The following is a 24,688-nucleotide window of genomic DNA, read 5'->3' as shown; positions in this document are numbered from 1 at the left end:
GGGATGCCCCCGGGGCCGTACGCGCGCCCGGCCGGGCGTCCGGCCGTGGGGCGGATGTGGCTGGTGTACGGGTGTGTGGGCGCCGTACGTGTGTGTGGCGCGGGGGCGGGCGTACCGGACAATGGGGCCGTGCCTCACGATCTCTTCCCGCCGGGCATCCAGCACGCCCTGGACCTCGCGGGCATTTTTGTCTTCGCCACCGCGGGTGCGCTGCTCGCCGTCCGCAAGAACTTCGATGTCTTCGGCATCTGCGTCCTCGCCCTGGTCACCGCCCTCGGCGGCGGCCTCTTCCGCGACCTCGTCATCGGCGCGGTACCGCCCGCCGCCTTCGGTGAGCTCAGCTTCTTCGTGACCCCGCTGGTCGCGGCGGCGATCGTCTTCTTCCTCCACCCCGAGGTGCAGCGGATCAACCGGGCGATCAACGTGTTCGACGCGGCCGGCCTCGCGCTGTTCTGCGTCACCGGCACCACCAAGGCGTACGAGTTCGGCCTCGGCCTCACCGCCTCCGCCTCGCTCGGGCTCGCGACGGCGGTCGGCGGCGGCGTGCTGCGCGACATGCTGGTCAACGAGGTGCCGTCGCTGCTGCGCGACCGGGAGATGTACGCCGTGCCCGCGATCGTGGGCGCGTCGATGGTGGCCGTGTTCATCGGCGTGGGGATGCTGAACCCGCTCACCACCGGGCTCGCGATCATCACGACCTTCGTGCTGCGGCTCCTCGCGATCCGCTACCACTGGCGGGCGCCGCTGGCCTGGAACCGGCGGTCCGCGGTGGCCGAGGAACCGTAGTTTTAGAAAGCTACCGCTTAGTAGCTTCGCGGTGTACGGTCTTTTCATGTCACACGCAGCAGCCGCATCGGCATCGGCCCCGGCCACCGCAACCGCCACCATCGGAGACAGTGAGTTCGACCGCGACACCGCCCTGTCCGCGCGCGCGGACGAGCCCGGGGTGTACGACGCGGAGCTCTCCGCCGGCTGGACGATCATCACCGCCGTCAACGGCGGATACCTGCTGGCCATGGTCGGGCGGGCCCTCTCGCAGGCCCTGCCGCACGCGGACCCGTTCACGGTCTCGGCGCACTACCTGAGCGCGTCGGCGCCCGGGCCCGCGGTGATCCGCACGCAGCTGGTGCGCGCCGGGCGCACGCTGTCGACCGGGCAGGCGTCGCTGTTCCAGTTCGACGAGAACGGCGCCGAGGTCGAGCGCATCCGGGTGCTCGCGTCGTACGGCGACCTCGACGCGCTGCCGGACGATGTCCGGACGACGGCGCTGCCGCCGGTCATCCCGGCGTACGAGGACTGCCTCGGGGCCGAGGCGGGGCCGGCCCCGATCCCCGGGAGTTCCGCGATCGTGGACCGGCTCCGGCTGCGGCTGGACCCGGCGACGGCGGGCTGGGCGGTGGGTGCGCCCTCGGGGAAGGGCGAGATGCGGTCCTGGTTCGAGCTGGCGGACGGGCGGGACGCGGATGCGCTGTCGCTGCTGCTGGTGGTGGACGCGTTGCCGCCGACCGCGTTCGATCTGGGGCTGGTCGGGTGGGCCCCGACCGTGGAGCTGACGACCCACATCCGCCGCCGGCCGGCGGCGGGGCCGCTGCGGGTCGCGATCACCACGCGGAACCTGGCGGGCGGGTTCCTGGAGGAGGACGCCGAGGTCTGGGACTCGGAGGACCGCCTGGTGGCGCAGTCGCGCCAGCTGGCTCGCGCCCCGAGGTAGGCCGGCCAAGATCCAGCCCGTCCGGCGTTTGCCGGCCGGGGTCCGGGAGCCCCATTGAGCCCGTCCGGCGTCTGTGGACCGGGTCCGGGGCCCCATTCAGCCCGTCCGGCGCTTGAGGACCGGGTCCGGGCGGAGCCCGGGAAACGGCGAAAGGGCGGGGTGGGGGAGCCTTCCCCGGGGCGGAGCCCCGGACGGTGTGCCGCCGGGCCGGGCTGGGGCCGGGTTGGGGCCGGCGTCGGGGGCGGGGCGGGGTGTTGTCCGGGACTGCATGATTTATGGCGCCTGGTCGGACGCTTCCGCCGTGCGGCACCCTTCCGCGCCACAAATCACGTTTTACGTCCCGGACAACACCCCGCCCCACCCCCGCCGCCGGCCGGTACGTTCAGCCCCGCCGGTGTTTGGGGCGCGGGTGCGGGCGGCCGTGGGGGCACCCGGGGGTGGGGGGTGGTGGGGGGCTCGTAGAATCGGGGGATCATGGCCTACCTCGACCACGCCGCCACCACTCCGATGCTGCCGGAGGCCGCCGCGGCGATGACCGCGCAGTTCGCCGCCACGGGTAACGCGTCCTCACTCCACGCCGCCGGCCGCCGCGCCCGCCGCACCGTCGAGGAGTCCCGCGAGGCCCTCGCAGAAGCGCTCGGCGCGCGCCCGAGCGAGGTGGTGTTCACCGCCGGCGGCACGGAGGCCGACAACCTCGCCGTCAAGGGGCTGTACTGGGCCCGCCGCGACGCCGACCCCGCCCGGATCCGGGTGCTCGCCAGCCCCGTCGAGCACCACGCCGTCCTCGACGCCGTCCACTGGCTCGCCGAGCACGAAGGCGCCCGGGTCGAGTACCTGCCCGTCGACCGGTACGGCAGAGTGCACCCCGCCGACTTCCGCGAGGCGATCGCGCGCGACCCGGGCGATGTCGCGCTCGCCACCGTGATGTGGGCCAACAACGAGATCGGCACGGTCATGCCGGTGCGGGAACTGGCCGCCATCGCGGCCGAGTTCGGCATCCCGCTGCACTCCGACGCCGTCCAGGCCCTCGGTCAGCTCGACGTCCGCTTCGGGGACAGCGGGCTCGCCGCGATGACCGTCAGCGGCCACAAGGTCGGCGGCCCCTACGGCATCGGCGCGCTGCTGCTCGGCCGCGACCAGACCCCCGTCCCCGTCCTGCACGGCGGCGGGCAGGAGCGCCACGTCCGCTCCGGGACCCTCGACGTGCCCGCCATCGCCGCCTTCGCGGTGGCCGCCGTCCTCGCCGCCGAGCGGCGCGAGCGGTTCGCCGCCGAGATCGGGGCCCTGCGCGACGAGCTCGTCGCCGCCGTGCTGCGGGAGGTGCCCGACGCCGTCCTCGGCGGAGACCCCGTGGACCGGCTCCCGGCCAACGCCCACTTCAGCTTCCCCGGCTGCGAGGGCGACTCCCTGCTGCTCCTCCTGGACGCGCAGGGCATCGAGTGCTCCACCGGTTCCGCCTGCACCGCGGGCGTGGCCCAGCCGAGCCACGTCCTGCTCGCCGCCGGCACCGACCCGCAGCTCGCGCGCGGCACCCTGCGGTTCTCGCTCGGGCACACCTCCACCCGGGAGGACGTCGCGGCCGTGGCCGCCGCCATCGGCCCCGCCGTCGAGCGGGCCCGGACGGCAGGTCTCAGCTAGGCGGCCGTCGCCGCCAGCGCCTCGCCGACCATGCGGATGTAGCGGTCCCAGTCCCAGTGGCTGCCCGGGTCCGTGTGGTCGGCGCCCGGCACCTCGGAGTGGCCGAGTATGTGTCTTCGGTCCACCGGTATGCCGTACCGGTGGCAGACGTCGGCCGCGAGCCGCGCCGAAGCCGCGTACATCTCGTCCGTGAAGTCCTTCGGCCGGTCCACGAACCCCTCGTGCTCGATGCCGACGCTGCGCTCGTTCATCGAGCGGTTGCCCGCGTGGAAGGCGATGTCCAGCTCGCGCACCATCTGCTCGACGTGGCCGTCCTGGCGGACTATGTAGTGCGCCGACGCCTTGTGCCACGGGTTCTTGAAGGCGTCCACCGACGATTCGAAGCTGCCCTGTGTGACATGCACGACGATCCGGTCCACCCGGTAGTCGTCGGGCCGGTCCGCCATCCGCCAGTTCGCCGGCGACGCCGACGTCCAGCTCGCGCCCGCGTGGTCCAGCTCGCCCTCCTTGCGGGGCTTGGACACCCCCGGCAGCAGCCACCACGCGCGCTCGATCTCATCCCGCGCGGCGATCCCCGCCACCGCGAGCACCCCGAGCCCTCCGAACAACACCGCCCTGCGACCCATCCGCACCATGCGATCCACCCCCCGAACCCGATAACGCGCTGTGACCCCGCTCGGTTCCCCCGTACTCTGGAAGGCGCTATGACTGAGAACCTGCCGCGCACCGCCCGCCCCCTTCGCGTCCTGGCCGCCATGTCCGGCGGCGTGGACTCCGCCGTCGCCGCCGCCCGCGCGGCCGAAGCCGGGCACGACGTGACCGGCGTCCACCTGGCGCTCTCCGCGAACCCGCAATCGTTCCGGACCGGCGCGCGCGGCTGCTGCACGATCGAGGACTCCCGCGACGCCCGCCGCGCCGCCGACGTCATCGGCATCCCCTTCTACGTCTGGGACCTCGCCGAGCGCTTCCGCGAGGACGTCGTCGAGGACTTCATCTCCGAGTACGAGGCCGGGCGCACCCCGAACCCCTGCCTGCGCTGCAACGAGAAGATCAAGTTCGCGGCGCTGCTCGACAAGGCGCTCGCCCTCGGCTTCGACGCGGTCTGCACCGGCCACTACGCCACCGTCGTCCTGAACGAGGACGGCTCGCGCGAGCTGCACCGGGCCTCCGACATGGCCAAGGACCAGTCCTACGTCCTCGGCGTCCTCGACGAGAAGCAGCTCGCGCACGCGCTGTTCCCGCTCGGCGACACCCTGACGACGAAGGAAGAGATCCGCGCGGAGGCCGAGCGGCGCGGTCTGGCCGTCGCGAAGAAGCCCGACAGCCACGACATCTGCTTCATCGCCGACGGCGACACCCAGGGCTTCCTCGCGAAGCGCCTCGGCAAGGCCGAGGGCGACATCGTCGACGAGTCCGGCGAAAAGGTGGGCACCCACGAGGGCGCCTTCGGCTTCACCATCGGCCAGCGCAAGGGCCTGCGCATCGGGCACCCCGCGGCGGACGGCAAGCCGCGCTACGTCCTGGACATCTCCCCGGTGAACAACACGGTCACGGTCGGCCCCGTCGAGGCCCTGGACGTCACCGCGCTCACCGCGATCCGCCCGCGCTGGTGCGGCTCCACCGCCGCCGCGCCCGGCACCTACACCGCGCAGCTGCGCGCCCACGGCGGGGAGACCGAGGTCTTCGCGGAGCTGGTGGAGGAGGAGCTGCGGGTCCGCTTCTCCGAGCCGGTCCGCGGCGTCGCCCCCGGCCAGGCCATCGTGCTGTACGACGGCACCCGGGTCGTCGGCTCCGCCACCATCGCGACGACCACCCGCGCCGAGACCGCCCCCGCCGCCGTCTGACCCACCGCCGTCCGGCCCGCCGCCGCTGCCGGGGGCGGGTCAGGCGGCGCGGCCGGTCAGACGACCGTCAGGACGATCTTGCCCGTGGTGCGGCCCTGCTCGCCGATCTCGTGCGCCTTCGCCGCCTGCGCGAGGGGGAGGACCGTGTCGATCACCGGGCGCAGGGAGCCGGCCTCGACCAGCGCCGCGATCTCCACCAGGCCGCGGTAGTCCGGCTCCACCAGCGTCCAGCCGGTGCGGACGCCCGGCGCCTCGGCCGGGACGCCGTCCGGCCCCGGCAGGGTCACCAGGTGGCCGCCCGCCTTGAGGACCTTCAGCGAGCGCTCGCCGTACTCCCCGCCGATCGCGTCGATCACGATGTCCACGTCGGACACCGCGTCCTCGAAGGCCGTGGAGCGGTAGTCGATCACCTCGTCCGCGCCCAGCTCGCGCAGCAGCTCGTGCTTCCCGGCGCTGGCCGTGCCGATCACGTACGCGCCGCGCGCCTTGGCGATCTGCACCGCGAAGTGGCCGACCCCGCCCGCCGCCGCGTGCACCAGCACCCGCTGTCCGGCCCGCAGGCCGGCCGTGTCCACCAGCGCCTGCCACGCGGTCAGCGCGGCCAGCGGCAGCGCCGCCGCGCCGACGTGGTCGATGCCCCCGGGCTTGCGCGCGAAGTGCCGCGCGGGCGCCGTCACGTACTCCGCGTACGCCCCGGCCTGCTGCGGGAAGCGCGGCATTCCGAAGACCTCGTCGCCCGGCTGGAACAGGGTCACCCCGCCGCCTACCGCCTCGACCGTGCCGGACACGTCCCAGCCGACCGCGGGGACCGGGCCCCAGGGGATCAGGCCGCCGCTCTCGCGGGTCTTCCAGTCCACCGGGTTCACCCCGGCCGCGTGGACCCGCACCAGGATCTCGCCCATGCCCGGCTCCGGCCGGTCGGTCTCGGTCTCGGTGAGCACCTCGGGTCCGCCCCACTGGCTGACGACTACGGCACGCATGATGTGTCTCCTTCGGGTTGTTCCGTCCGGATTTCCCCGGCGGTGTGACCAGCTTCGCCGCCTTTTCCTCCGCGTGGTGCTGACCGGACGGCCACCATGTGACAGGATCTGGCCATGCACAAAATCGCCGTACTCGCCCTCGAAGGTGTCCCTCCGTTCGAGCTCGGGATGCCGTCCCGGGTCTTCGGCAACGCCCGCGGCGAGGACGGCGGCCCGCTCTACGAGGTGACCGTCTGCACCGTCGACGGCCTGCCCGTGACCAGTGACGCGGGCTTCACCGTCGGCGTCTCGGCGGGTCCGGAGGCCCTCGCGGCCGCCGACACGGTGATCATCCCGCCGACCAACGTGATGATGACCCTGGAGCAGGGCGTCCCGCTGCCCGGGCCGCTCGCCGGCGCCCTCGCCGCGATCCGCCCCGGCACCCGGCTGGTGTCGATCTGCACCGGCACCTACGTGCTCGCCGCCGCCGGGCTGCTCGACGGCCGGCCCGCCACCACGCACTGGATCAAGGCGCCCGCCTTCCAGCGCGCCTTCCCGCGCGTCAAGCTCGACGAGGACGTCCTCTTCGTCGACGACGGGGACATCCTCACCTCCGCCGGGGTCGCCGCCGGCGTGGACCTCTGCCTCTACATGGTCCGCCAGGACCACGGCACCGCCGCCGCCAACCGCGCCGCCCGGCTGTGCGTCGTACCGCCGTGGCGCGACGGCGGCCAGGCCCAGTACATCGACCGGCCCGTCCCCGAACCCACCGTGGCCACGACCACCGCCACCCGCGCCTGGGCCCTGGAACGCCTCGCCGAGCCGATCACCCTCGCCGAGCTCGCCGAGCACGCCCGGATGAGCCTGCGCACCTTCACCCGGCGCTTCCGCGACGAGGTCGGCATGACCCCGGTGCAGTGGCTCACCGGCCAACGCCTGGAGATCGCGCGCCAGTTGCTGGAGTCCAGTGACCTGCCGGTCGACCTGGTCGCGCACCGGGCCGGATTCGGCTCCGCCAACTCCCTGCGCCAGCACATGCGCGCCGGCCTCGGGATCTCACCGATCGCCTACCGCCGCACCTTCCAGCCCAACTCCGCCGTTCTGACGCCCCATTGATGCCCCGTCACTCCCTCGGCATACTGCGTGGTTCCTGCACCCTTCTCCCAGGGGGAACCACGTGCGCAACCATCACGGCAGGGCGGGGGCGGCGGCCTCGGCCGCCGCGGCCGCCGCTCTCGCGCTCGCGGCGGGGCTGACCACCCCGGCCACGGCCGCGCCCGCACCGCGCTCCTCAGACGACCCGGCCGCCGCGCAACCCGCGGCGGCCGCCGGCTCGAAGACCAGCCGCATCACCCTCGTCACCGGCGACCGCGTCGTCCTCGACGCCGCCGGCAGACCGATCGGCCTCGAACGCGCCAAGGGCCGCGAGCACATACCCGTCTCGCTGCGCCGCGCGGGCGGCCACACCAGCGTCCTGCCCTACGACGCCCAGTCCCTGATCCGCGCCGGAAAGCTCGACCCCCGGCTCTTCGACGTCACCGAGCTGAGCCGCCCCGAGTACCGGGACCGCCGCTCCGGCCGGCTCCAGCTGATCGTCGGCTACGAGGGCGGGGCCGCCCCCGCCGCCCGGTCCGCCCTGCGCGCCGCCGACGGCCTCAAGGTGACCCGTACGTACTCCACCCTCGGCGCCGAAGCCGTCAGCGCGGCCCCCGAGGACGCCGCCGGAGTCTGGGAGGCGCTGACCGACCCCCAGCAGGGCACCGGCCGCCGCGCCGCCGCCCCCGGCATCGCCACCGTCTGGCTCGACGCCGTGCGCACCGCCACCCTCGACAAGAGCACCCGGCAGATCGGCGCCGACAAGGCGTGGGCCGCCGGATACGACGGCGCAGGCGTCAAGATCGCCGTCCTCGACACCGGCGTCGACGCCACCCACGCCGACCTCGCCGGCCAGGTCGTCGCCGAACAGAACTTCTCCACCGCCGCGGACGCCCGGGACCACTTCGGCCACGGCACGCACGTCGCCTCCATCGCCGCCGGTACGGGCGCCCGCTCGGCCGGCGCCTTCAAGGGCGTCGCGCCCGGCGCGAAACTCCTGAACGGCAAGGTCCTCGACGACAACGGCTCCGGCGACGACTCCGGCATCCTCGCCGGCATGGAATGGGCCGTCGCCCAGGGCGCCGACATCGTCAACCTCAGCCTCGGCGGCCCCGACACCGCCCAAGTCGACCCGCTCGAAGCGGCCGTCGGCAAACTCAGCGCCGACAAGGGCGTGCTCTTCGCCATCGCCGCCGGCAACAGCGGCCGCGGCGGACCCGGCACCGTCAACTCCCCGGGCAGCGCCGACGCCGCCCTCACCGTCGGCGCCGTCGACGACGCCGACGCCCTCGCCGACTTCTCCAGCACCGGCCCCCGCACCGGCGACGGCGCCGTCAAGCCGGACGTCACCGCCCCCGGCGTCGACATCACCGCGGCCGCCGCCCCCGGCAGCGTCATCGACCGCGAGACAGGCCAGAACCCGCCCGGGTACCTGACCATCTCCGGAACCTCCATGGCCACCCCGCACGTCGCGGGAGCCGCCGCCCTGCTCAAGCAGCAGCACCCCGCCTGGAAGGGCGCGGAGCTCAAGGGCGCGCTGACCGCCTCCGCCAAGGGCGCGGCGTACACCCCGTTCCAGCAGGGCACCGGCCGGATCGCCGTCGACGCCGCGCTGCGCCAGAGCGTGGTCGCCCAGGAAGCGGCGCTGAGCTTCGGCACGCAGCGCTGGCCGCACGCCGACGACACCCCGCAGTCGCGGAAGATCACGTACCGCAACCTCGGCGGCACGCCCGTCACCCTCGACCTCGCCGTCACCGGCAGCGGCCCCGACGGCAAGCCCGCGCCCGAGGGCTTCTTCACCCTCGGCGCCCGGCGGCTCACCGTCCCGGCGGGCGGGACCGCCGAGACCACGCTGAGCGCCGACACCCGCCTCGGCGGGACCCTGGACGGCACCTACAGCGCGTACGCGGTCGCGACGGCGGCGGGCGGCGAGCAGAGCGTCCGTACCGGCGCCGTGGTCGAACGCGAGCCCGAGTCCTATGATGTGACGCTGCGTCACCTCGGGCGGGACGGGAAGCCGACGAAGAACTACGGCACCACCCTCCAGGGCGTCAAGGGCGGTGCGAGCGCCCTGCGCTTCGAGGCGTACGACGCCTCCGGCACCGTCAAACTGCGCGTCCCCAAGGGCGGGTACCTGCTCGACGCGTCCCTCGCCGTCGACCCGCTCGACCTGACCAAGGGCGCCGACTGGATCGTCCAGCCCCGGCTCGACATCACCGGTGACACCACGGTGACGCTCGACGCGCGCACCACCAGGCCCGTGGACATCACGGTCCCCGCCACCTCGGCGGTCGCCCAGTTCGCGATGCCCTCGTACACCCTGCGCGAGGGCGACGCCGAGTACGGTTTCGGCTTCTGGCTCGACTCGCTCACCGGGTTCCGCACCCGCCAGCTCGGCCCGGCGCCCGCGGCGGGCACGCTCAGCCAGCAGTGGGACGTGCACTGGCGGGACGGCGCCTCGGCGGAGTACCACGCCGTCCTCGGCGGCCCCGTACGCGCCCTCGCCACCGGCTACACCCGCCACCTGAAGGCACGCGACCTGGCGGTCCTCACCGTCGAACAGGGCGGCTCGGCCCCGGGCAAGGAGGGCGCGCTCACCGCGCTCGGCAACCTCCCGGGCAGCAGTTCCTCGACCTCCCTGTCGATCCGGCGGCCGCTGCCGACCACGGCCACGGTCTACGTGTCGACGCTCGACCAGGTGAAGTGGGACCTCTCCTTCACCCAGAGCGGCGGCCAGGACGAGAACGGCTTCCCGATCGAGGACGCCTGGTACGCCGCCGAGAGCGGGCGCACCCTCACCGGCGGCCGCACCTACCACGAGCGCCTGGGCACGGCCGTCCTCGCACCCCGCGTGGACGCCGGCCACGGAGTCTCCCGGAAGGGCAACGAGATCACCGGCTCCGTGCCGCTGCTGGCGGACGGCGCCGGCCACCCGGGCGACTGGTTCGCGGCCACCGGCAGCACGGTCCTCTACCGCGACGGCGTCGTCGCGGGCCGCAGCCAGGCCCCGCTGGCGTCGAGCGGGCCCTTCACGGTCCCGGCGGGCGACGCGGCGTACAAGCTGACCACGACCACGCAGCTGCGGCCCGAGCTCTCCGGGACCTCGTCCAAGGTGACGGCGACCTGGTGGTTCCGCTCGAAGGAGACGGCCGCGCCCACCGCGCTCCCCGTCTCCTCCGTCCGCTTCGACGCCCGCCCCGCGCCGGACGGCACCCTGCCCGCGGGCCGCACGGCGACGTTCCCGGTCACCGCCGAGGGCCCGGCGGCCGCGGCCCCGGTCACCGCCCAGGTCTCCTACGACGAGGGCTACACCTGGCAGCCGCTCCCCGTGAAGGCCGGCAAGGTCAGCGTGAAGACCCCGGCGAAGGGCGCCTCGGTCTCCCTGCGCGCCACCGTCACCGACGGCTCGGGCAACAAGGCGGAGGTGACCGTCATCCGCGCCTACCTCGCGGGCTGATCCGCACGCCCGCAGGCGACCCCGCAGGCGACCCCGCAGGCGGCCCCGGAGGCGATCGCCCCCGGGGCCGCCCGCGGCCTCGGCGCCCGGGCCGGGGCCGCGGGAACGGGCCCCGGCCCCGCGCGTGAATCGGGGGGCGGGCCGGGGTGCGAGCATGGCGGCATGGCTACTCACCTGATCACCGGCGCCGGCTCCGGCATCGGCGCCGCCGTCGCGGCCCGCCTGCACGCCCGCGGCGACGACCTCGTCCTGCTCGCCCGCGACGCCGCCCGCGGCAAGCAGCTCGTCGACCGGTACCCCGGCTCGCGCGCGCTCGTCGGAGACCTCGCCGACCCCGACCGGCTGTCATGGGCGTTCTCCAAGCAGGCCGTCCCCGAGCGGATCGACTCCCTCCTGCACATCGCCGGCATCGTCGACCTCGGCCCCGTCGGCGAGCTGCGCCCCAAGACCTGGCACCAGCAGCTCAACGTCAACCTGATCGCCCCCGCCGAGGTGACCCGGCTGCTGCTGCCCACCCTGCGGGCCTCGCAGGCCACCGTCGTCTTCGTGAACTCCGGCGCCGGCCTCACCGCCCACGCCGAATGGGGCGCGTACGGCGCCTCCAAGCACGGCCTCAAGGCCCTCGCCGACGCCCTGCGCGCCGAGGAGAAGCCGAACGGCATCCGCGTGACCTCCGTCTACCCGGGCCGCACCGCCAGCCCCATGCAGGCCAAGGTGCATTCGCAGGAGGGCAAGGAGTACGACCCCGAGCGCTGGATCGACCCCGAGTCGGTGGCGACCACGGTCCTCATGGCCGTGGACCTGCCCCGCGACGCCGAGATCGCCGACCTGTCCGTGAGGCCGGGCCGATGACCGCCGGCGCCACCGGAGTCGGCTCCCTGCCCGGCGGCGACGCCCGCGAGGCCGCCAAGACCGTCACCGGCTCCTTCGAGGAGTTCCCCCACCTCGCGGAACTGCCCGCGCGCGGCCCCGGCGCCGACATGATCGGCCGCTCCCTCGGGCTGCTCGTCGACATGTACGCCCACGTCGAGCCCAGCGGCTGGCGGATCAGCGACCGCCCCGGCCGCGACAGCAAGCGCGCCCGCTCCTGGCTCGGCGAGGACCTCGACGCCCTGGAGGAGTTCACCCAGGGCTACGAGGGCAGGCTGAAGGTCCAGGCCGTCGGGCCCTGGACGCTGGCCGGCTCCCTGGAACTGCACGGCGGCGAGGCCATGCTCCAGGACCCCGGCGCCTGCCGTGACCTGGCCGCCTCCCTCGCCGAGGGAGTCCGCGAGCACCTCGCCGACGTGCGCAAGCGGATCCCCGGCGCCGAGATCGTGCTCCAGTACGACGAACCGTCGCTGACCGCCGTCCTGCTCGGCCGGATCCGCTCCGCCAGCGGCTACCGGACGTACCGGGCCGTCGACCGGCAGGTCGTCGAGGCCACCCTGCGCGAGCTGTTCGCCGTCCACGACGGCGAGGTCATCGTCCACTCCTGCGCGCCCGAGGTCCCCTTCGGACTGCTGCGCCGGGCCGGGGCCGCGGGCGTGTCGTTCGATTTCTCCTTGCTCACCGAGCGCGAGGACGAGGCCATCGGTGAGGCCGTCGAAGGCGGCACGAAGCTGTTCGCCGGAGTGGTGCCCGGCGTGGACGGCCCGTTGTCGGACCCGGGCGGTAGCGTCATGGGTGTCAGGAAGCTTTGGCGCAGGCTGGGGCTGGCCCCGGGGACCCTCGCGGAGTCCGTCGTGGTCACTCCGTCGTGCGGTCTGGCGGGCGCTTCGCCCGCCTACGCCCGCGCGGTGCAGGCGCACTGCGTCAGGGCGGCGAGGTCGCTCGCCGACAACCCTGAGTGATGGACTGAGACGGGCCACGGGAGGACACGGCATGGCAGCCGAACAGAAGCAGGCCGGCGACGCGGCGGTACCGGCGGCGGTGCGCGAACAGCACGCGCTGCTCGCCGAACAGGTCGAGGAGCACCGCTTCCGGTACTACGTGAACGACCAGCCGGTCGTCAGCGACGCCGAGTTCGACCAGCTGCTGCGCTCCCTTGAGGCGCTGGAGGAGCAGTACCCGCAGCTGCGCACGCCCGACTCGCCCACCCAGAAGGTGGCCGGGGCGTACGAGACGGACTTCGCCTCCGTCCAGCACCGCGAGCGGATGCTCTCCCTCGACAACGCCTTCGACGACGAGGAACTGGCGGCCTGGGCCGAGCGGGTGGCCCGGGACGCCAACACCTCGGACTACCACTACCTGTGCGAGCTGAAGGTCGACGGCCTCGCCGTGAACCTCACCTACGAGCACGGCCGCCTCACCCGGGCCGCCACCCGCGGCGACGGCCGCACCGGCGAGGACATCACGCCCAACGTCCGCACCATCGCGGAGATCCCGGACCGCCTGGCGGGCGACCGGATCCCGGCCCTCGTGGAGATCCGCGGCGAGGTCTTCTTCCCGATGGAGAAGTTCGAGGAGCTCAACGCGCGCCTCGTGGAGACGGAGGGCAAGCCCTTCGCCAACCCGCGCAACGCGGCGGCCGGTTCGCTGCGCCAGAAGGACCCGAAGATCACCGCGAGCCGCCCGCTGCACATGGTGGTGCACGGCATCGGCGCGCGCGAGGGCTTCGACATCGACAAGCTGTCGCACGCGTACGAGCTGCTGAGGGAGTGGGGCCTGCCCACCGCGAGACACAACAGAGTCGTCTCCTCGCTCGCCGAGGTCCGCGAGTTCATCGCGCACTTCGGCGAGAACCGGCACTCCGTGGAACACGAGATCGACGGCGTCGTCGTCAAGCTCGACGAGATCCCGCTCCAGGGCCGCCTCGGCTCCACCGCACGCGCACCGCGCTGGGCCATCGCCTGGAAGTACGCCCCCGAAGAGGTCAACACCAAGCTGGTGGACATCAAGGTCGGCGTCGGCCGCACCGGCCGCGTCACCCCGTACGCCCAGGTCGAGCCGGTGACCGTGGCCGGCTCGGAGGTCGAGTTCGCCACCCTGCACAACCAGGAGGTCGTCAAGGCCAAGGGCGTGCTCATCGGCGACACCGTCGTCCTGCGCAAGGCCGGCGACGTGATCCCCGAGATCCTCGGCCCCGTCGTGGACCTGCGGGACGGCAGCGAGCGCGAGTTCGTGATGCCGGCCGAGTGCCCCGAGTGCGGGACGCCGCTGCGGCCGATGAAGGAGGGCGACATCGACCTCCGCTGCCCCAACGGGCAGACCTGCCCCGCCCAGTTGCGCGAGCGGCTCTTCTACCTCGGCGGCCGGCAGTGCCTGGACATCGAGAACTTCGGCGCGGTGGCCGCGGCCGCCCTCACCAACCCGCTGGAGCCGGCCGAACCGCCGCTGCGCGACGAGGGCGACCTCTTCGGCCTCACCATCGAGGACCTGCTGCCCATCAAGGCGTACGTGCTCGACGGTGACAGCGGCCTGCCCAAGCGGGATCCGAAGACGGGCGAGGAGAAGATCGTCACCGTCTTCGCCAACCAGAAGGGCGAGCCGAAGAAGAACGCCCTGGCGATGCTGGAGAACATCGCGGCCGCCAAGGAGCGCCCGCTGGCCCGCGTCATCAACGGCCTGTCGATCCGTCACGTCGGGCCGGTCGCGGCCGAGGCCCTCGCCCGCGAGTTCCGCTCCATCGAGCGCATCGAGCAGGCGACGGAGGAGGAACTGGCCGCCACCGACGGGGTCGGCGCCATCATCGCCGCCTCCCTCAAGGAATGGTTCGCCGTCGACTGGCACCAGGAGATCCTGCGCAAGTGGCGGGAAGCCGGCGTCCGGATGGAGGAGGAAGGTTCCGGCGAGGAGGAGGGCCCGCGCCCCCTGGAAGGCCTGACCGTCGTCGTCACCGGCACCCTGGAGAGCCACACCCGGGACGGCGCCAAGGAGGCCCTGCAGAGCCGCGGCGCCAAGGTGACCGGTTCCGTCTCCAAGAAGACCTCGTTCGTCGTGGTCGGCGACAACCCGGGCTCCAAGTACGACAAGGCCGTGCAGCTGAAGCTGGCCATCCTCGACGACGCGGGCTTCGCGGTGCTGCTGGAACAGGGCCCGGACGCGGCCCGCGAGGCCGCCCTCCCGGTGGACGGCGGCGCCGCGGCGGAGTAGCGGCCCCGACGCGCGCCGCCCCGAGGGAGTAACGGAGGCGAACGGATGCGTGGCGTGCGGCCGTACGGGCGGGCGCACGCCGGGCGCGGCGGCCGGTGGTAAACGGCTGGTACAGGGCTGGTGGCAGGGCGGTGAGCTGTCGGATCATCGGATGGGTGGCCCGAGGGGCCTGGTCCAAACTCACCCGTTCGGCGGATACCGTACTGATGAGGATGGCTGGGTCGCATTCGGGCAACCGCCGCCGACCGCTGCCCCTGGGAGCCTCTCGCGTCCTACTGTTGAGGGGGGCGCCTGTCGTGCACGGCTGCGTGAGGCGATTCCAGCCGTGATGGCATGACATCGGCGCCATCGCGTGGCATCGGCATCGCCGGCTGTGAGAGGGACGGGCATGAAACCCACCGATAGCGCCGACCCGTCACCTGATTTCGGCGGGGAACTCCCTTCCATGCGGACGGGACGGCTCGGATTCCTGGGTCCCAGGACGCCGGACCGCCGCTCGCCCGAAACCCGTACGGGCGGCTCCGGACAGCGCGCCGTGCTGCCCTACGCCGTCGTGGGCCTCGCCGCCACACTGCTCCTCACCGGCGTCGTCATCGCGCTGACCGACCGTCAAGCCCTGTTCCCCGGCGGGACGGTGGGCTGGGCCCTCGCGCTGCTCACCGGCATCATCGTCGGCCACCTCGTCGCCCTCGGCCGGGACCGCTGGTGGGGCGGCACCGGATCGGGAGCCGCCCTCACCCTCGGCTCCCTCCTCCTCTACGGATGGGTCCCGGCCGGACTCGTCTCGCTGGCGGTGGTCACCCTGGTCGGTGCCGCGCGCCGGCACCGCTGGCGCCTCGGGCTGCTGCACGGCTCCGTCGACATCCTCGGCATCGGCGCCGGCGCCCTCGTCCTGGCCGCGTTCGGCGACCTGGCCAGCGTGGCCGCGCCCTGGCGCCCCGACACCTGGGGGATCGGCGCGGTCCCCGAGGTGATCCTGACCGCCGTCGCGTACCTGGTCGTCACCCGCATCGTGCTGTGGCTGGCGCTGAACCAGCCCGGCGGCGGGCTGCCCACGGTCGCCCGCACCGCCCTGCTCCGCCAGGCCCTGGTGGCCGTCGCGCTGCTCGGCATCGCCCCGCTGATCTGCGTCGTCGCCCTCAGCCTGCCGGTGCTGCTGCCGCTGTTCGCCGTACCGCTGATCGCGCTGGACTCCACGCTGTGGATCGCCCGGGCGCGCGCCGAGGAACAGCTGCGGGACCCGCTGACCGGGCTGCCGAACCGGCAGTGGCTGCTGGAGCGGGCCTGGACCGCGCTGGACGAGGCTGAACGTTTGGGCACCCGGTCGGCCCTCGTGCTGATCGACCTGGACAGGTTCCGGGCCGTCAACGACACGCTCGGGCACCTGGCCGGTGACCGGCTGCTCCTCCAGATCGCGGACCGGCTGCGGCAGGCGCTGCCGCCGGACGCGGAGGCGGCGCGGCTGGGCGGCGACGAGTTCGCGGTGCTGCTGCCCGTCGCCGACTCCACGACGAGCGCGCAGCGGGTCGCCCGCCACCTGGTCGCGGAGCTCAGCTCGCCGCTGGACCTGGACGGGCTGACGCTGGTGCTGGAGGCGAGCGCGGGCCTGGCCGTCTTCCCGGACCACGCGCTGGACGCGGAGGGGCTGCTGCGGCGGGCCGACGTCGCGATGTACCAGGCGAAGCGGGACCGGACGGGCGTGGAGGTGTACGAGTCCAAGCGGGACAGCAACACGCCCGACCGGCTCGGCCTGCTGGGTGACCTCCGCCGGGCCCTGGACGCGGGTGAAGTGGAACTCCACTACCAGCCGAAGGTCCGCTTCGACGGGCACGTCGCGGGGTTGGAGGCACTGGTCCGCTGGGTGCACCCGGAGCGCGGCCGGGTCCCTCCGGACGAGTTCATCGCCATCGCCGAGACCTCGGGCCTGATGCCGCACCTGACGGAGTACGTCCTGGAGACGGCCCTGGCGCAGGTCGCGCGCTGGCGGGCGCAGGGCCTGAAGGTCCCGGTGGCCGTGAACGTGTCGCCGCGCGACGTCCACACCCCGGGGTTCGCGGGGGCGGTCGCCGCCCGGCTGGCGCGGCACGGGGTCCCTGCCAGCGGTCTCCAGCTGGAGATAACGGAACACGTCCTGCTGGAAGACCCCCAGCGGGCGGCCGACACCATGGCGGGCCTGACGGGCCACGGCGTGAAGATGTCCCTGGACGACTTCGGCACGGGCTACTCCTCGCTGGTCCACCTGCGCCGCCTCCCGGTGAGCGAGCTGAAGATCGACCGCTCCTTCGTGGCCAGGCTGGCGGTGGACGCCCAGGACGCGGAGATCGTCCGCTGCACGGTCGACCTGGCGCATTCGCTGGGCCTGCTGGTCGTCGCCGAGGGCGTCGAGGACGACGAGACGTGGGAGCGCCTGCGCGATCTGGGCTGCGACGCCGTCCAGGGCTGGCTGGTCGCGGCCGCGATGCCGCCGCAGGAGGCGACGGCGTGGCTACTGGCCCGGGGCGAGCGCGGCTGGCGCCGCCCGGCGGACATCACGGCCGAGCTCACGGCCGCCGCCGCGGCGGAAACCCCCACCGCGTAACGAGGCCGCGGGGACCGGTGGGGTAACCGTTTCGTGGGTCGGGGGGCTGGCCCCATAGGATTGGGGCCGAAACCTACACACTCACCACCCCCAGAGGATCGCTGCATGCCTGGCATCACGCGCGAGGAGGTCGTCCACCTCGCTCGGCTGGCACGTCTGGAGCTGTCCGGCGAAGAGCTCGACCACTTCGCCGGACAGCTCGACGACATCATCGGCGCGGTCGCCCGCGTTTCCGAGGTCGCCGACCAAGACGTCCCGCCGACCTCCCACCCGCTGCCGCTGACGAACGTCATGCGCGCGGACGAGGTCCGTCCGTCGCTCACCCCCGCGCAGGCGCTTTCCGGCGCTCCCGCCCAGGAGCAGCAGCGTTTCAAGGTGCCGCAGATCCTGGGGGAGGACTAATCATCATGGCTGACCAGATCATCAAGCTCACGGCCGCCGAGACCGCCGAGAAGATCGCTTCCGGCGAGCTCACGGCCGTCGAGGTCACCGAGGCCCACCTGGCCCGGATCGACGCCACCGACGAGAAGGTGCACGCCTTCCTCCACGTGGACCGCGAGGGCGCCCTCGCCCAGGCGCGCGCCGTCGACGCCAAGCGCGCGAACGGCGAGAAGCTGGGCCCGCTCGCCGGTGTCCCGCTCGCCCTCAAGGACATCTTCACCACCGTCGGGGTCCCGACCACCGTCGGTTCGAAGATCCTCGAAGGCTGGATCCCGCCCTACGACGCCACCCTGACGCGCAAGCTGAAGGAAGCCGACGTCGTCATCCTCGGCAAGACCAACATGGACGAGTTCGCCATGGGGTCCTCCACCGAGAACAGCGCCTACGGCCCCACCGGCAACCCCTGGGACCTCACCCGGATCCCCGGCGGCTCCGGCGGCGGTTCCGCGGCCGCGCTCGCCGCCTTCCAGGCGCCCCTGGCCATCGGCACGGACACCGGCGGCTCCATCCGCCAGCCCGCCGCCGTGACCGGCACCGTCGGCGTCAAGCCGACCTACGGCGGCGTCTCCCGCTACGGCATGGTCGCGTTCTCGTCCTCCCTCGACCAGGGCGGGCCCTGCGCCCGTACGGTCCTGGACGCCGCGCTCCTGCACGAGGTCATCGCCGGCCACGACCCGCTGGACTCCACCTCCATCGACGCCCCGGTCCCGCCGGTCGTCGAGGCGGCCCGCAACGGCTCCGTCGCCGGCATGCGCGTCGGCGTGGTCAAGCAGTTCGCCGGCGAGGGCTACCAGGCCGGTGTCGTCCAGCGCTTCAACGAGTCCGTCGAGCTCCTCAAGGAGCTGGGCGCCGAGATCGTCGAGCTGGACTGCCCCTCCTTCGACCTCGCGATGGCCGCGTACTACCTGATCGCGCCGTCCGAGTGCTCCTCCAACCTGGCCCGCTTCGACGCCATGCGCTACGGCCTGCGCGTCGGCGACGACGGCACCAGGTCCGCCGAGGACGTCACCGCGCTCACCCGCGAAGCCGGATTCGGCGACGAGGTCAAGCGCCGCGTCATCCTCGGCACGTACGCGCTCAGCTCCGGCTACTACGACGCGTACTACGGCTCGGCCCAGAAGGTCCGCACGCTCATCACGAAGGACTTCGAGAAGTCCTTCGAGCAGGTCGACGTGATCGTCTCCCCGACCACGCCCACCACCGCCTTCGCGATCGGTGAGCGCACCGACGACCCGCTCGCGATGTACCTCGCGGACCTGTGCACCATCCCGACCAACCTGGCCGGCAACTCCGCCATGTCGCTCCCCTGCGGCCTGGCCCCGGAGGACGGTCTCCCGGTCGGCCTGCAGATCATCGCCCCCGCCATGAAGGACGACCGCCTGTACAAGGTCGGCGCCGCCGTCGAGGCCGCCTTCGTCGCGCGCTGGGGTCACCCGCTGCTTGAGGAGGCTCCGTCGCTGTGAGTTCGAGTGCGCTGTCCAAGGCCAAGGGCTTCAAGAAGTCCAAGTCCGGTACGTACCTGTCGATCGGCACCACCGCCTTCGGTGCCATCAGCGTGATCAAGCAGGCCCGCAGGGCCCGCACCGACCACGACATGCTGAAGCTGGTCGACGCCGTTGTGTCCGCCGCCGCCATCGCTACCGGCCTCGCGATCCTGTACCGCGAGCTGAAGCGCCTCGGCGACGACGACGTCCTGCTGGGCTGAGAGGGAAAGTTTCACCGTGAGCACCTACACCGAACTGCTCTCGTACGAGGAAGCTCTCGCCTCGTACGACCCCGTCATGGGCCTTGAGGTCCATGTCGAGCTCGGCACCAAGACCAAGATGTTCTGCGGCTGTTCGACCGAGCTGGGCGCCGAGCCCAACTCGCAGACCTGCCCCACCTGCCTCGGTCTGCCCGGCTCGCTGCCCGTCGTCAACGCGATCGGCGTCGAGTCGGCCATCAAGATCGGTCTCGCGCTGAACTGCGAGATCGCCGAGTGGTGCCGCTTCGCCCGGAAGAACTACTTCTATCCGGACATGCCGAAGAACTTCCAGACCTCCCAGTACGACGAGCCCATCGCCTTCAACGGCTTCCTGGACGTCCAGCTGGAGGACGGCGAGATCTTCCGCGTGGAGATCGAGCGCGCCCACATGGAGGAGGACACCGGCAAGTCGCTGCACGTCGGCGGTGCCACCGGCCGTATCCACGGCGCGTCCCACTCCCTGCTGGACTACAACCGCGCCGGCATCCCCCTCATCGAGATCGTCACCAAGCCGATCGAGGGCGCCGGCGAGCGGGCCCCCGAGGTCGCCAAGGCGTACGTCGCCGAGCTGCGCGAGGTCATCAAGGCGCTCGGCGTGTCCGAGGCCCGGATGGACAAGGGCCAGATGCGCTGCGACGTGAACCTGTCGCTGCGCCCCAGCCCCGAGGCACCGTTCGGTACCCGCTCGGAGACGAAGAACGTCAACTCGCTGCGCTCCGTGGAGCGGGCGGCGCGCTTCGAGATCCAGCGCCACGCGGCCGTGCTCAGCGGCGGCGGCTCGATCGTGCAGGAGACCCGGCACTTCCACGAGGAGGACGGCTCCACCACGGCCGGCCGCATCAAGGACAACGCCGAGGACTACCGCTACTTCCCGGAGCCCGACCTGGTTCCCGTGGCCCCGGCCCGCGACTGGGTCGAGGAGCTGCGCGCCGGCCTCCCCGAGATGCCGCGCGTGCGCCGCAACCGGCTCCTGCAGGAGTGGGGCGTCACCGAGCACGACATGCAGTCGATCCTCAACGCGGGCGCGGTGGACTCCATCGTCGCCACGATCGAGGCGGGTGCCGACTCGGCCGCCGCGCGCAAGTGGTGGATGGGCGAGCTCGCCCGCAACGCCAACGAGCAGGGCGTCGTCGTCGACGAGCTGCCGATCACCCCGGTCCAGGTGGCCCGGGTGGCGGAGCTGGTCGCGGCCGGCGACCTGAACGACAAGCTGGCCCGTCAGGTCATCGAGGGCGTCCTCGCGGGCGAGGGCACCCCGGACGAGGTCGTCGAGAAGCGCGGCCTGAAGGTCGTCTCGGACGAGGGCGCGCTCGGCGCGGCCGTGGACGAGGCCATCGCGGGCAACGCGGCCATCGCGGACAAGATCCGCGGCGGCAAGGTCGCGGCCGTCGGCGCCCTGGTCGGCGCGGTCATGAAGACCACCCGCGGCCAGGCCGACGCGGCCCGCGTCAAGGAGCTCATCCTGGAGCGCCTGGGCGTCTCGGAGTAATCCGGAGCCCGTGTACGCACGTACGGCGGCCCCGCACCGGTCTTCCACGGTGCGGGGCCGCCGTACGTCCAGCGCCTGAGCCGGTGTGACGTCAGCCGGTCACCGGGGCGCTGAGGAAGGCCAGCCGGGCCCGCTTCGCCGGGAGGTAGACCTCGGGGAGGTCGATCTCGGGGAGCTCCACCTCCGCGTCCATCACGAAGCCGGTGCGCTCCAGGCGGGCGATGGCCTTCTCGTTGCGGGCGTCCGGCTCGGCGACGACCCGGCGGGTGCGGCCGTCGGACCAGACGAACGACATGAACGCCGTCAGCAGGGCCGCGCTGAAGCCGTGCTCGGCCGAACCCCGGGCGGGGCTGATGAGCAGGTGCACGCCGATGTCGCCGGGCTGGACCTCGTAGCACTCGCTGACGCGGTCCTCGGCGCAGTCGTACGTCTGGAAGAGCCCGACCGGCTCGCCGTCGCGGCTGACGATGAACGCGTGGTGCGTGGTGCGGCGGTCGATGTCCTCGTAGATCTCCTGGACCAGCTCGCGGCCGGCCCCGCCCATGCCCCAGAAGCGGGCGCGCTCCTGGGTGACCCAGCCGTGGACCAGCTCCGAGTCGGCGGCGGGGTCGACGGGGGCGATGGTGACCGTGCCGAAGCCCTCGATGGGGTGGGTGTGCACGGGCCGGCGGGTGGAGGTGGTCATCGGGGGGTCTCCTTCGTGAGCCGGTCCCAGTCGGTGACGACCGGGATGAGTTCGCAGCGCGCCCACAGGGGGAGCTGGTCCCGGTGGTGGGGCGCGCCGGTGACGCCGTCGGCGCCCAGCGGGACGGCCCAGAGGCTGTCCTCGCGGCGGGCGAGGTCCCAGACGTAACGGGCCGCCGACGCACGCGCGGTGAGGTCGGTGAAGCCGGGGACGGTGGAGGTGGCGTTCACACAGTCATGGTCGCCGCCGAGGCCGGGCCACTCGGCGTCGGGGTCCGGGAGCGCCGACCACGGGGTCAGCCGGTGGACCTGGGACCAGGGGGTGTCGGGGCGGGCGGCCGCGGCCGTCTCCTCCAGGGCGGCGCGGACGTGGGCCGCGCGGTCGAGACCGGGGAGGAGGCCGGTGGTGAGCAGGCCTTCGAGGGCGTAGCCGATCTTGGGGACCAGGTACAGCCAGGGGTGGAACACCTCCGGGCCCGAGGGGGCGCCGGTCAGCCCGGCGAAGACGGGGTCGGCGGCGAAGTGCCGTACGGTCGCGGTCCGGAAGGCCGAGAAGACGGTCGCGTCCGTGCTCCCGGCCGCCATGTGCCGGTCCCAGGCGAGCAGCCGCTCGCGCAGCGCGGCCGCCTCGGGGGAGAGGCCGTCGAGCCCGGGCAGCAGGGCGAGCAGCGCTCCGGCGGAGCCCAGGTAGGTGTCCTGGTGTACGTCGGCCATCGCCTTCGGGGTCCAGTCCGCGGAGCCGCTCAGCAGCTCGCGGATGCGGTCGGCGCGGTGCGGGGGCGCGAACTCCACGCCGAGCGGGGAGGCGATGCCGCGCGCGTTCGCCATGACGGCGAAGCCCTGGACGGGCTCGGCGGGGGTCCGCGCCCAGCCCTGCCACTCGTGGCGGGGCTCCCACGCGGGCACCGGGCGCAGCCGGTTGGCGGGGTCGCGCAGGGGCACGGCTCCGGCGACGCGGTGCAGCAGGCCGCCCTCGGAGTCGGCGGCGTGGACGACGTTGACGGGCTCGGCCCAGCCGTCGAGGGCGCGGTCGATGTCGGCGACGGTACGGGCGCGCAGCAGGGCGGGGAGGGTGGCGAAACCGAGGTCGCGGCGGACCCGGGGCGGGTAGCGCAGGGCGAGGGTCTGGCCGCCGCCGTCCACGTCGTCCCGGATGATCACGGGGCCGCGCGCGGTCTCCAGGACCTCGATCTCGACCGGGTCGGCGCCGAGGACGCCGATGGTCTCGGTGTGCCGGTGGACGGGCTCCCAGACGCCGTCGGGGCCGAGGGCCTCGATGCCGGCGCCGTCGGCGGTGGGGCGCAACTGCTCGGCGTAGAGGTCCTGGTAGTCGGACATCGCGTTGGTGATCGCCCAGGCGGCGCTGCCGGTGTGGCCGAAGTGGCCGAGGCCGGGGATGCCGGGGACGGCGATGCCGACGACGTCGAACTCGGGGCAGGCGAGACGTATCTGCTGGTAGACGCCCGGGTCCTCGATGAAGCGGTGCGGGTCGCCCGCGATGATCGCCGCGCCGGTCGCGGTGCGGTCGCCGGGGACGAGCCAGCCGTTGCTGCCGACGGTGCCGGGGCCGTCGGTGGCGAAGAGGGTGACGGCTTCGTCGCCGAGGGCGCGGGCCACGCGCTCGCGCCACAGCTTGGTGGCGAAGCCGGCGAAGAGGATGTGGGTGGCGATCCAGATGGCCAGCGGGACCCAGGGATCCCACGGGGCGGGGGTGTGGCCCGTGCGGGCGAACCGCTCGTCGCGGGCGGCGCCTTCGCTGAGGCCGTCGTTGACGCCGTCCACGTAGGCGCGGACCCAGGCGGCGGTCTCCGGGTCGAGGGCCTCGTAACAGGTGCGGGCCGTGTCGGCGAGGCGGCTCTGGCGGGCGAAGCGGTCCCAGGTGACGGATTCGGCGCCGAGGAACGCGGCGCTGGAGCCCTGGGCGCGGTGGCGTTCGACCTCCAGCTGCCAGGCGCGGTCGAGGGCCGTGGTGCGGCCCTGGGCGTAGGAGAGGCCGAGGGCGTCGGAGGCGCGAAGATGGGGGATGCCCCATGCGTCGCGGTACACCTCGTAGGCTTGGCCGGTCGCGCTGCTGCTCACACTGCTCACACTCTTCCCCGAGGTGTCTTAGGTTAGGCTGACCTAACTATAGGGCTGGATTAAGGGGTGGGTGGCGATGGCGGTCGGCAAGGGCTGGGAGGGCGTGGTCCTCAAGCTGATGCGGGGCAGGGACTTCACGTTCACGGTGACCGGCGCGGAAGACGTGACGGAGCACTACCGGCGGGTCCGGCTCTCGGACGGCGGACTGCTCGCCGAGGCCGGCGACTCCCTGCACCCCACCATGTGGGTGCGGCTGTGGTTCCAGAGCGAGGGCAAGCCGCACCAGCGCGCGTACACGCTGGTCGACCCGGATCCGGCCGGGGGGACGTTCTCGCTCGAATTCGCCCTCCACGACGGCGTGGCCAGCTCCTGGGCGCGCGCCGCGAAGCCGGGCGACACCATCGAGGCCACCGTCCAGGGCACGGGCTTCACCGCCCCGGCGCCGGAGCCGCAGCGGCTGCTCGTCATCGGCGACCCGGCGTCCCTCCCGGCGATCAACTCCCTGCTGGACTCCTTCCCGGACACCCCGGCGACGCTCTGGTTCGAGACGCAGCACGACTCGGACGCGGAACTCCCGATACGGCTCGACGCGGACCGGCACGAGATCCGGCGCGTCGGACGCGGCACGGGCTCCGGCGCGGCGCTGGTGGAGCGGGTGAAGTCCGAACTCCCCGGGCTGGTGACGGACCCGGACTCGGCCTACGTCTGGCTGGCCTGCGACACGGCGACCACCCGCGCCCTGACGGGCTACCTCCGCAAGGACCTGGGCCTGCCCAAGCAGCGGGTGAACTCGCTGGGTTACTGGCGTCCCGTCTAGGTCCTCCCTGGCCGGATCCCGCCCCGCCCGCCCGCCGGGGGCTTCCGGCGGGCGGGCGGGGCGGGCAAGATCACCGGC

The 24,688-nt window shown here is 73.3% G+C and carries 19 protein-coding genes; 15 read left to right on the top strand and 4 right to left on the bottom strand.

What is annotated here, in order from left to right; genetic code table 11:
- The first annotated feature begins 129 nt into the window (after positions 1 to 129).
- From IE248_RS01185 to IE248_RS01175, 3 genes are all read left to right on the top strand, one after another.
- Positions 130 to 786, top strand: coding sequence for a trimeric intracellular cation channel family protein (locus IE248_RS01185; RefSeq protein ID WP_008743381.1), 657 nt, complete (start codon positions 130 to 132; stop codon positions 784 to 786).
- A gap of 46 nt (positions 787 to 832) precedes the next feature.
- The gene (locus tag IE248_RS01180; RefSeq protein WP_037794971.1) at positions 833 to 1,711 is read left to right on the top strand and encodes a thioesterase family protein; all 879 of its coding nucleotides are present in this window, start codon (positions 833 to 835) and stop codon (positions 1,709 to 1,711) included.
- Between the two features lie 474 nt (positions 1,712 to 2,185).
- Complete coding sequence (locus IE248_RS01175; RefSeq protein ID WP_073772997.1) at positions 2,186 to 3,349, top strand: cysteine desulfurase family protein; 1,164 nt, start codon at positions 2,186 to 2,188, stop codon at positions 3,347 to 3,349.
- Here the strand turns inward: IE248_RS01175 and IE248_RS01170 are convergent.
- Positions 3,346 to 3,984 (bottom strand): N-acetylmuramoyl-L-alanine amidase, encoded by a 639-nt coding sequence (locus tag IE248_RS01170; RefSeq protein WP_100582734.1) that lies wholly within the window; start codon positions 3,982 to 3,984, stop codon positions 3,346 to 3,348. The genes IE248_RS01175 and IE248_RS01170 overlap by 4 nt on opposite strands.
- A 69-nt stretch (positions 3,985 to 4,053) precedes the next feature.
- On the opposite strand from IE248_RS01170, the gene mnmA reads away from it, so the two are divergent.
- Positions 4,054 to 5,193 carry a tRNA 2-thiouridine(34) synthase MnmA gene (mnmA, locus tag IE248_RS01165; RefSeq protein ID WP_073798337.1) on the top strand — a complete coding sequence of 380 codons (1,140 nt, stop codon included), beginning with the start codon at positions 4,054 to 4,056 and terminating at the stop codon, positions 5,191 to 5,193.
- Positions 5,194 to 5,249: 56 nt separating this feature from the next.
- On the opposite strand, the gene IE248_RS01160 is transcribed toward mnmA, so the two are convergent.
- On the bottom strand, positions 5,250 to 6,173 hold the full coding sequence (locus tag IE248_RS01160) for an NADP-dependent oxidoreductase (protein WP_037798181.1): 924 nt from the start codon (positions 6,171 to 6,173) through the stop codon (positions 5,250 to 5,252).
- Positions 6,174 to 6,287: 114 nt separating this feature from the next.
- Between IE248_RS01160 and IE248_RS01155 the strand changes: the two genes are divergently transcribed.
- The 10 genes from IE248_RS01155 (at position 6,288) to gatB (ending at position 21,030) form a co-directional block, all read left to right on the top strand.
- Positions 6,288 to 7,268: a GlxA family transcriptional regulator gene (locus IE248_RS01155; protein ID WP_037798184.1), complete on the top strand. Its 981-nt coding sequence runs from the start codon at positions 6,288 to 6,290 to the stop codon at positions 7,266 to 7,268.
- Positions 7,269 to 7,329: 61 nt separating this feature from the next.
- Positions 7,330 to 10,704 carry a S8 family peptidase gene (locus tag IE248_RS01150; RefSeq protein ID WP_229895079.1) on the top strand — a complete coding sequence of 1,125 codons (3,375 nt, stop codon included), beginning with the start codon at positions 7,330 to 7,332 and terminating at the stop codon, positions 10,702 to 10,704.
- 162 nt (positions 10,705 to 10,866) lie between these two features.
- Positions 10,867 to 11,556 carry an SDR family oxidoreductase gene (locus tag IE248_RS01145; RefSeq protein ID WP_008739758.1) on the top strand — a complete coding sequence of 230 codons (690 nt, stop codon included), beginning with the start codon at positions 10,867 to 10,869 and terminating at the stop codon, positions 11,554 to 11,556.
- Positions 11,553 to 12,536, top strand: coding sequence for a methionine synthase (locus IE248_RS01140; protein ID WP_008739759.1), 984 nt, complete (start codon positions 11,553 to 11,555; stop codon positions 12,534 to 12,536). The genes IE248_RS01145 and IE248_RS01140 overlap by 4 nt, the downstream gene beginning before the upstream one ends.
- Positions 12,537 to 12,567: 31 nt before the next feature.
- Positions 12,568 to 14,778, top strand: coding sequence for an NAD-dependent DNA ligase LigA (gene ligA / locus IE248_RS01135; RefSeq protein ID WP_073798339.1), 2,211 nt, complete (start codon positions 12,568 to 12,570; stop codon positions 14,776 to 14,778).
- 388 nt (positions 14,779 to 15,166) lie between these two features.
- Positions 15,167 to 17,356, top strand: a complete 2,190-nt coding sequence (locus tag IE248_RS01130; protein WP_280922490.1) for a putative bifunctional diguanylate cyclase/phosphodiesterase — start codon at positions 15,167 to 15,169, stop codon at positions 17,354 to 17,356.
- 105 nt (positions 17,357 to 17,461) lie between these two features.
- Positions 17,462 to 17,758, top strand: coding sequence for an Asp-tRNA(Asn)/Glu-tRNA(Gln) amidotransferase subunit GatC (gene gatC / locus IE248_RS01125; protein ID WP_008739762.1), 297 nt, complete (start codon positions 17,462 to 17,464; stop codon positions 17,756 to 17,758).
- A gap of 5 nt (positions 17,759 to 17,763) precedes the next feature.
- Positions 17,764 to 19,260, top strand: a complete 1,497-nt coding sequence (gene gatA, locus IE248_RS01120) for an Asp-tRNA(Asn)/Glu-tRNA(Gln) amidotransferase subunit GatA (protein ID WP_008739763.1) — start codon at positions 17,764 to 17,766, stop codon at positions 19,258 to 19,260.
- Positions 19,257 to 19,502: a hypothetical protein gene (locus IE248_RS01115; RefSeq protein WP_008739764.1), complete on the top strand. Its 246-nt coding sequence runs from the start codon at positions 19,257 to 19,259 to the stop codon at positions 19,500 to 19,502. The genes gatA and IE248_RS01115 overlap by 4 nt, the downstream gene beginning before the upstream one ends.
- Positions 19,503 to 19,518: 16 nt before the next feature.
- Positions 19,519 to 21,030 carry an Asp-tRNA(Asn)/Glu-tRNA(Gln) amidotransferase subunit GatB gene (gatB, locus tag IE248_RS01110; protein ID WP_008739765.1) on the top strand — a complete coding sequence of 504 codons (1,512 nt, stop codon included), beginning with the start codon at positions 19,519 to 19,521 and terminating at the stop codon, positions 21,028 to 21,030.
- A gap of 91 nt (positions 21,031 to 21,121) precedes the next feature.
- Here the strand turns inward: gatB and IE248_RS01105 are convergent, their stop codons facing one another.
- Entirely contained in the window at positions 21,122 to 21,715 is a 594-nt protein-coding gene (locus IE248_RS01105) for a GNAT family N-acetyltransferase (RefSeq protein ID WP_190029798.1), read from the bottom strand.
- Positions 21,712 to 23,802 (bottom strand): penicillin acylase family protein, encoded by a 2,091-nt coding sequence (locus IE248_RS01100; protein ID WP_190029797.1) that lies wholly within the window; start codon positions 23,800 to 23,802, stop codon positions 21,712 to 21,714. The genes IE248_RS01105 and IE248_RS01100 overlap by 4 nt, the downstream gene beginning before the upstream one ends.
- 67 nt (positions 23,803 to 23,869) lie before the next feature.
- On the opposite strand from IE248_RS01100, the gene IE248_RS01095 reads away from it, so the two are divergent.
- Positions 23,870 to 24,610, top strand: a complete 741-nt coding sequence (locus tag IE248_RS01095; protein WP_073798343.1) for a siderophore-interacting protein — start codon at positions 23,870 to 23,872, stop codon at positions 24,608 to 24,610.
- The last annotated feature ends 78 nt before the right edge of the window (positions 24,611 to 24,688 follow it).

Source organism: Streptomyces goshikiensis (assembly GCF_014650555.1).
In the GTDB taxonomy this organism is placed as follows: Bacteria; Actinomycetota; Actinomycetes; order Streptomycetales; family Streptomycetaceae; genus Streptomyces; species Streptomyces goshikiensis.
The sequence above is the reverse complement of the archived record's forward strand: the minus strand, read 5'-3'. Positions and strand labels throughout refer to the sequence as shown.

Excerpts from the sequence above, each read along its gene's own strand:
- IE248_RS01180 (WP_037794971.1), top strand. The coding sequence starts at position 833 with ATGTCACACGCAGCAGCCGCATCGGCATCGGCCCCGGCCACCGCAACC.
- IE248_RS01175 (WP_073772997.1), top strand. The coding sequence starts at position 2,186 with ATGGCCTACCTCGACCACGCCGCCACCACTCCGATGCTGCCGGAGGCC.
- IE248_RS01170 (WP_100582734.1), bottom strand. The coding sequence starts at position 3,984 with ATGGTGCGGATGGGTCGCAGGGCGGTGTTGTTCGGAGGGCTCGGGGTG.
- mnmA (WP_073798337.1), top strand. The coding sequence starts at position 4,054 with ATGACTGAGAACCTGCCGCGCACCGCCCGCCCCCTTCGCGTCCTGGCC.
- IE248_RS01160 (WP_037798181.1), bottom strand. The coding sequence starts at position 6,173 with ATGCGTGCCGTAGTCGTCAGCCAGTGGGGCGGACCCGAGGTGCTCACC.
- IE248_RS01155 (WP_037798184.1), top strand. The coding sequence starts at position 6,288 with ATGCACAAAATCGCCGTACTCGCCCTCGAAGGTGTCCCTCCGTTCGAG.
- IE248_RS01145 (WP_008739758.1), top strand. The coding sequence starts at position 10,867 with ATGGCTACTCACCTGATCACCGGCGCCGGCTCCGGCATCGGCGCCGCC.
- IE248_RS01140 (WP_008739759.1), top strand. The coding sequence starts at position 11,553 with ATGACCGCCGGCGCCACCGGAGTCGGCTCCCTGCCCGGCGGCGACGCC.
- ligA (WP_073798339.1), top strand. The coding sequence starts at position 12,568 with ATGGCAGCCGAACAGAAGCAGGCCGGCGACGCGGCGGTACCGGCGGCG.
- IE248_RS01130 (WP_280922490.1), top strand. The coding sequence starts at position 15,167 with ATGAAACCCACCGATAGCGCCGACCCGTCACCTGATTTCGGCGGGGAA.
- gatC (WP_008739762.1), top strand. The coding sequence starts at position 17,462 with ATGCCTGGCATCACGCGCGAGGAGGTCGTCCACCTCGCTCGGCTGGCA.
- gatA (WP_008739763.1), top strand. The coding sequence starts at position 17,764 with ATGGCTGACCAGATCATCAAGCTCACGGCCGCCGAGACCGCCGAGAAG.
- IE248_RS01105 (WP_190029798.1), bottom strand. The coding sequence starts at position 21,715 with ATGACCACCTCCACCCGCCGGCCCGTGCACACCCACCCCATCGAGGGC.
- IE248_RS01095 (WP_073798343.1), top strand. The coding sequence starts at position 23,870 with ATGGCGGTCGGCAAGGGCTGGGAGGGCGTGGTCCTCAAGCTGATGCGG.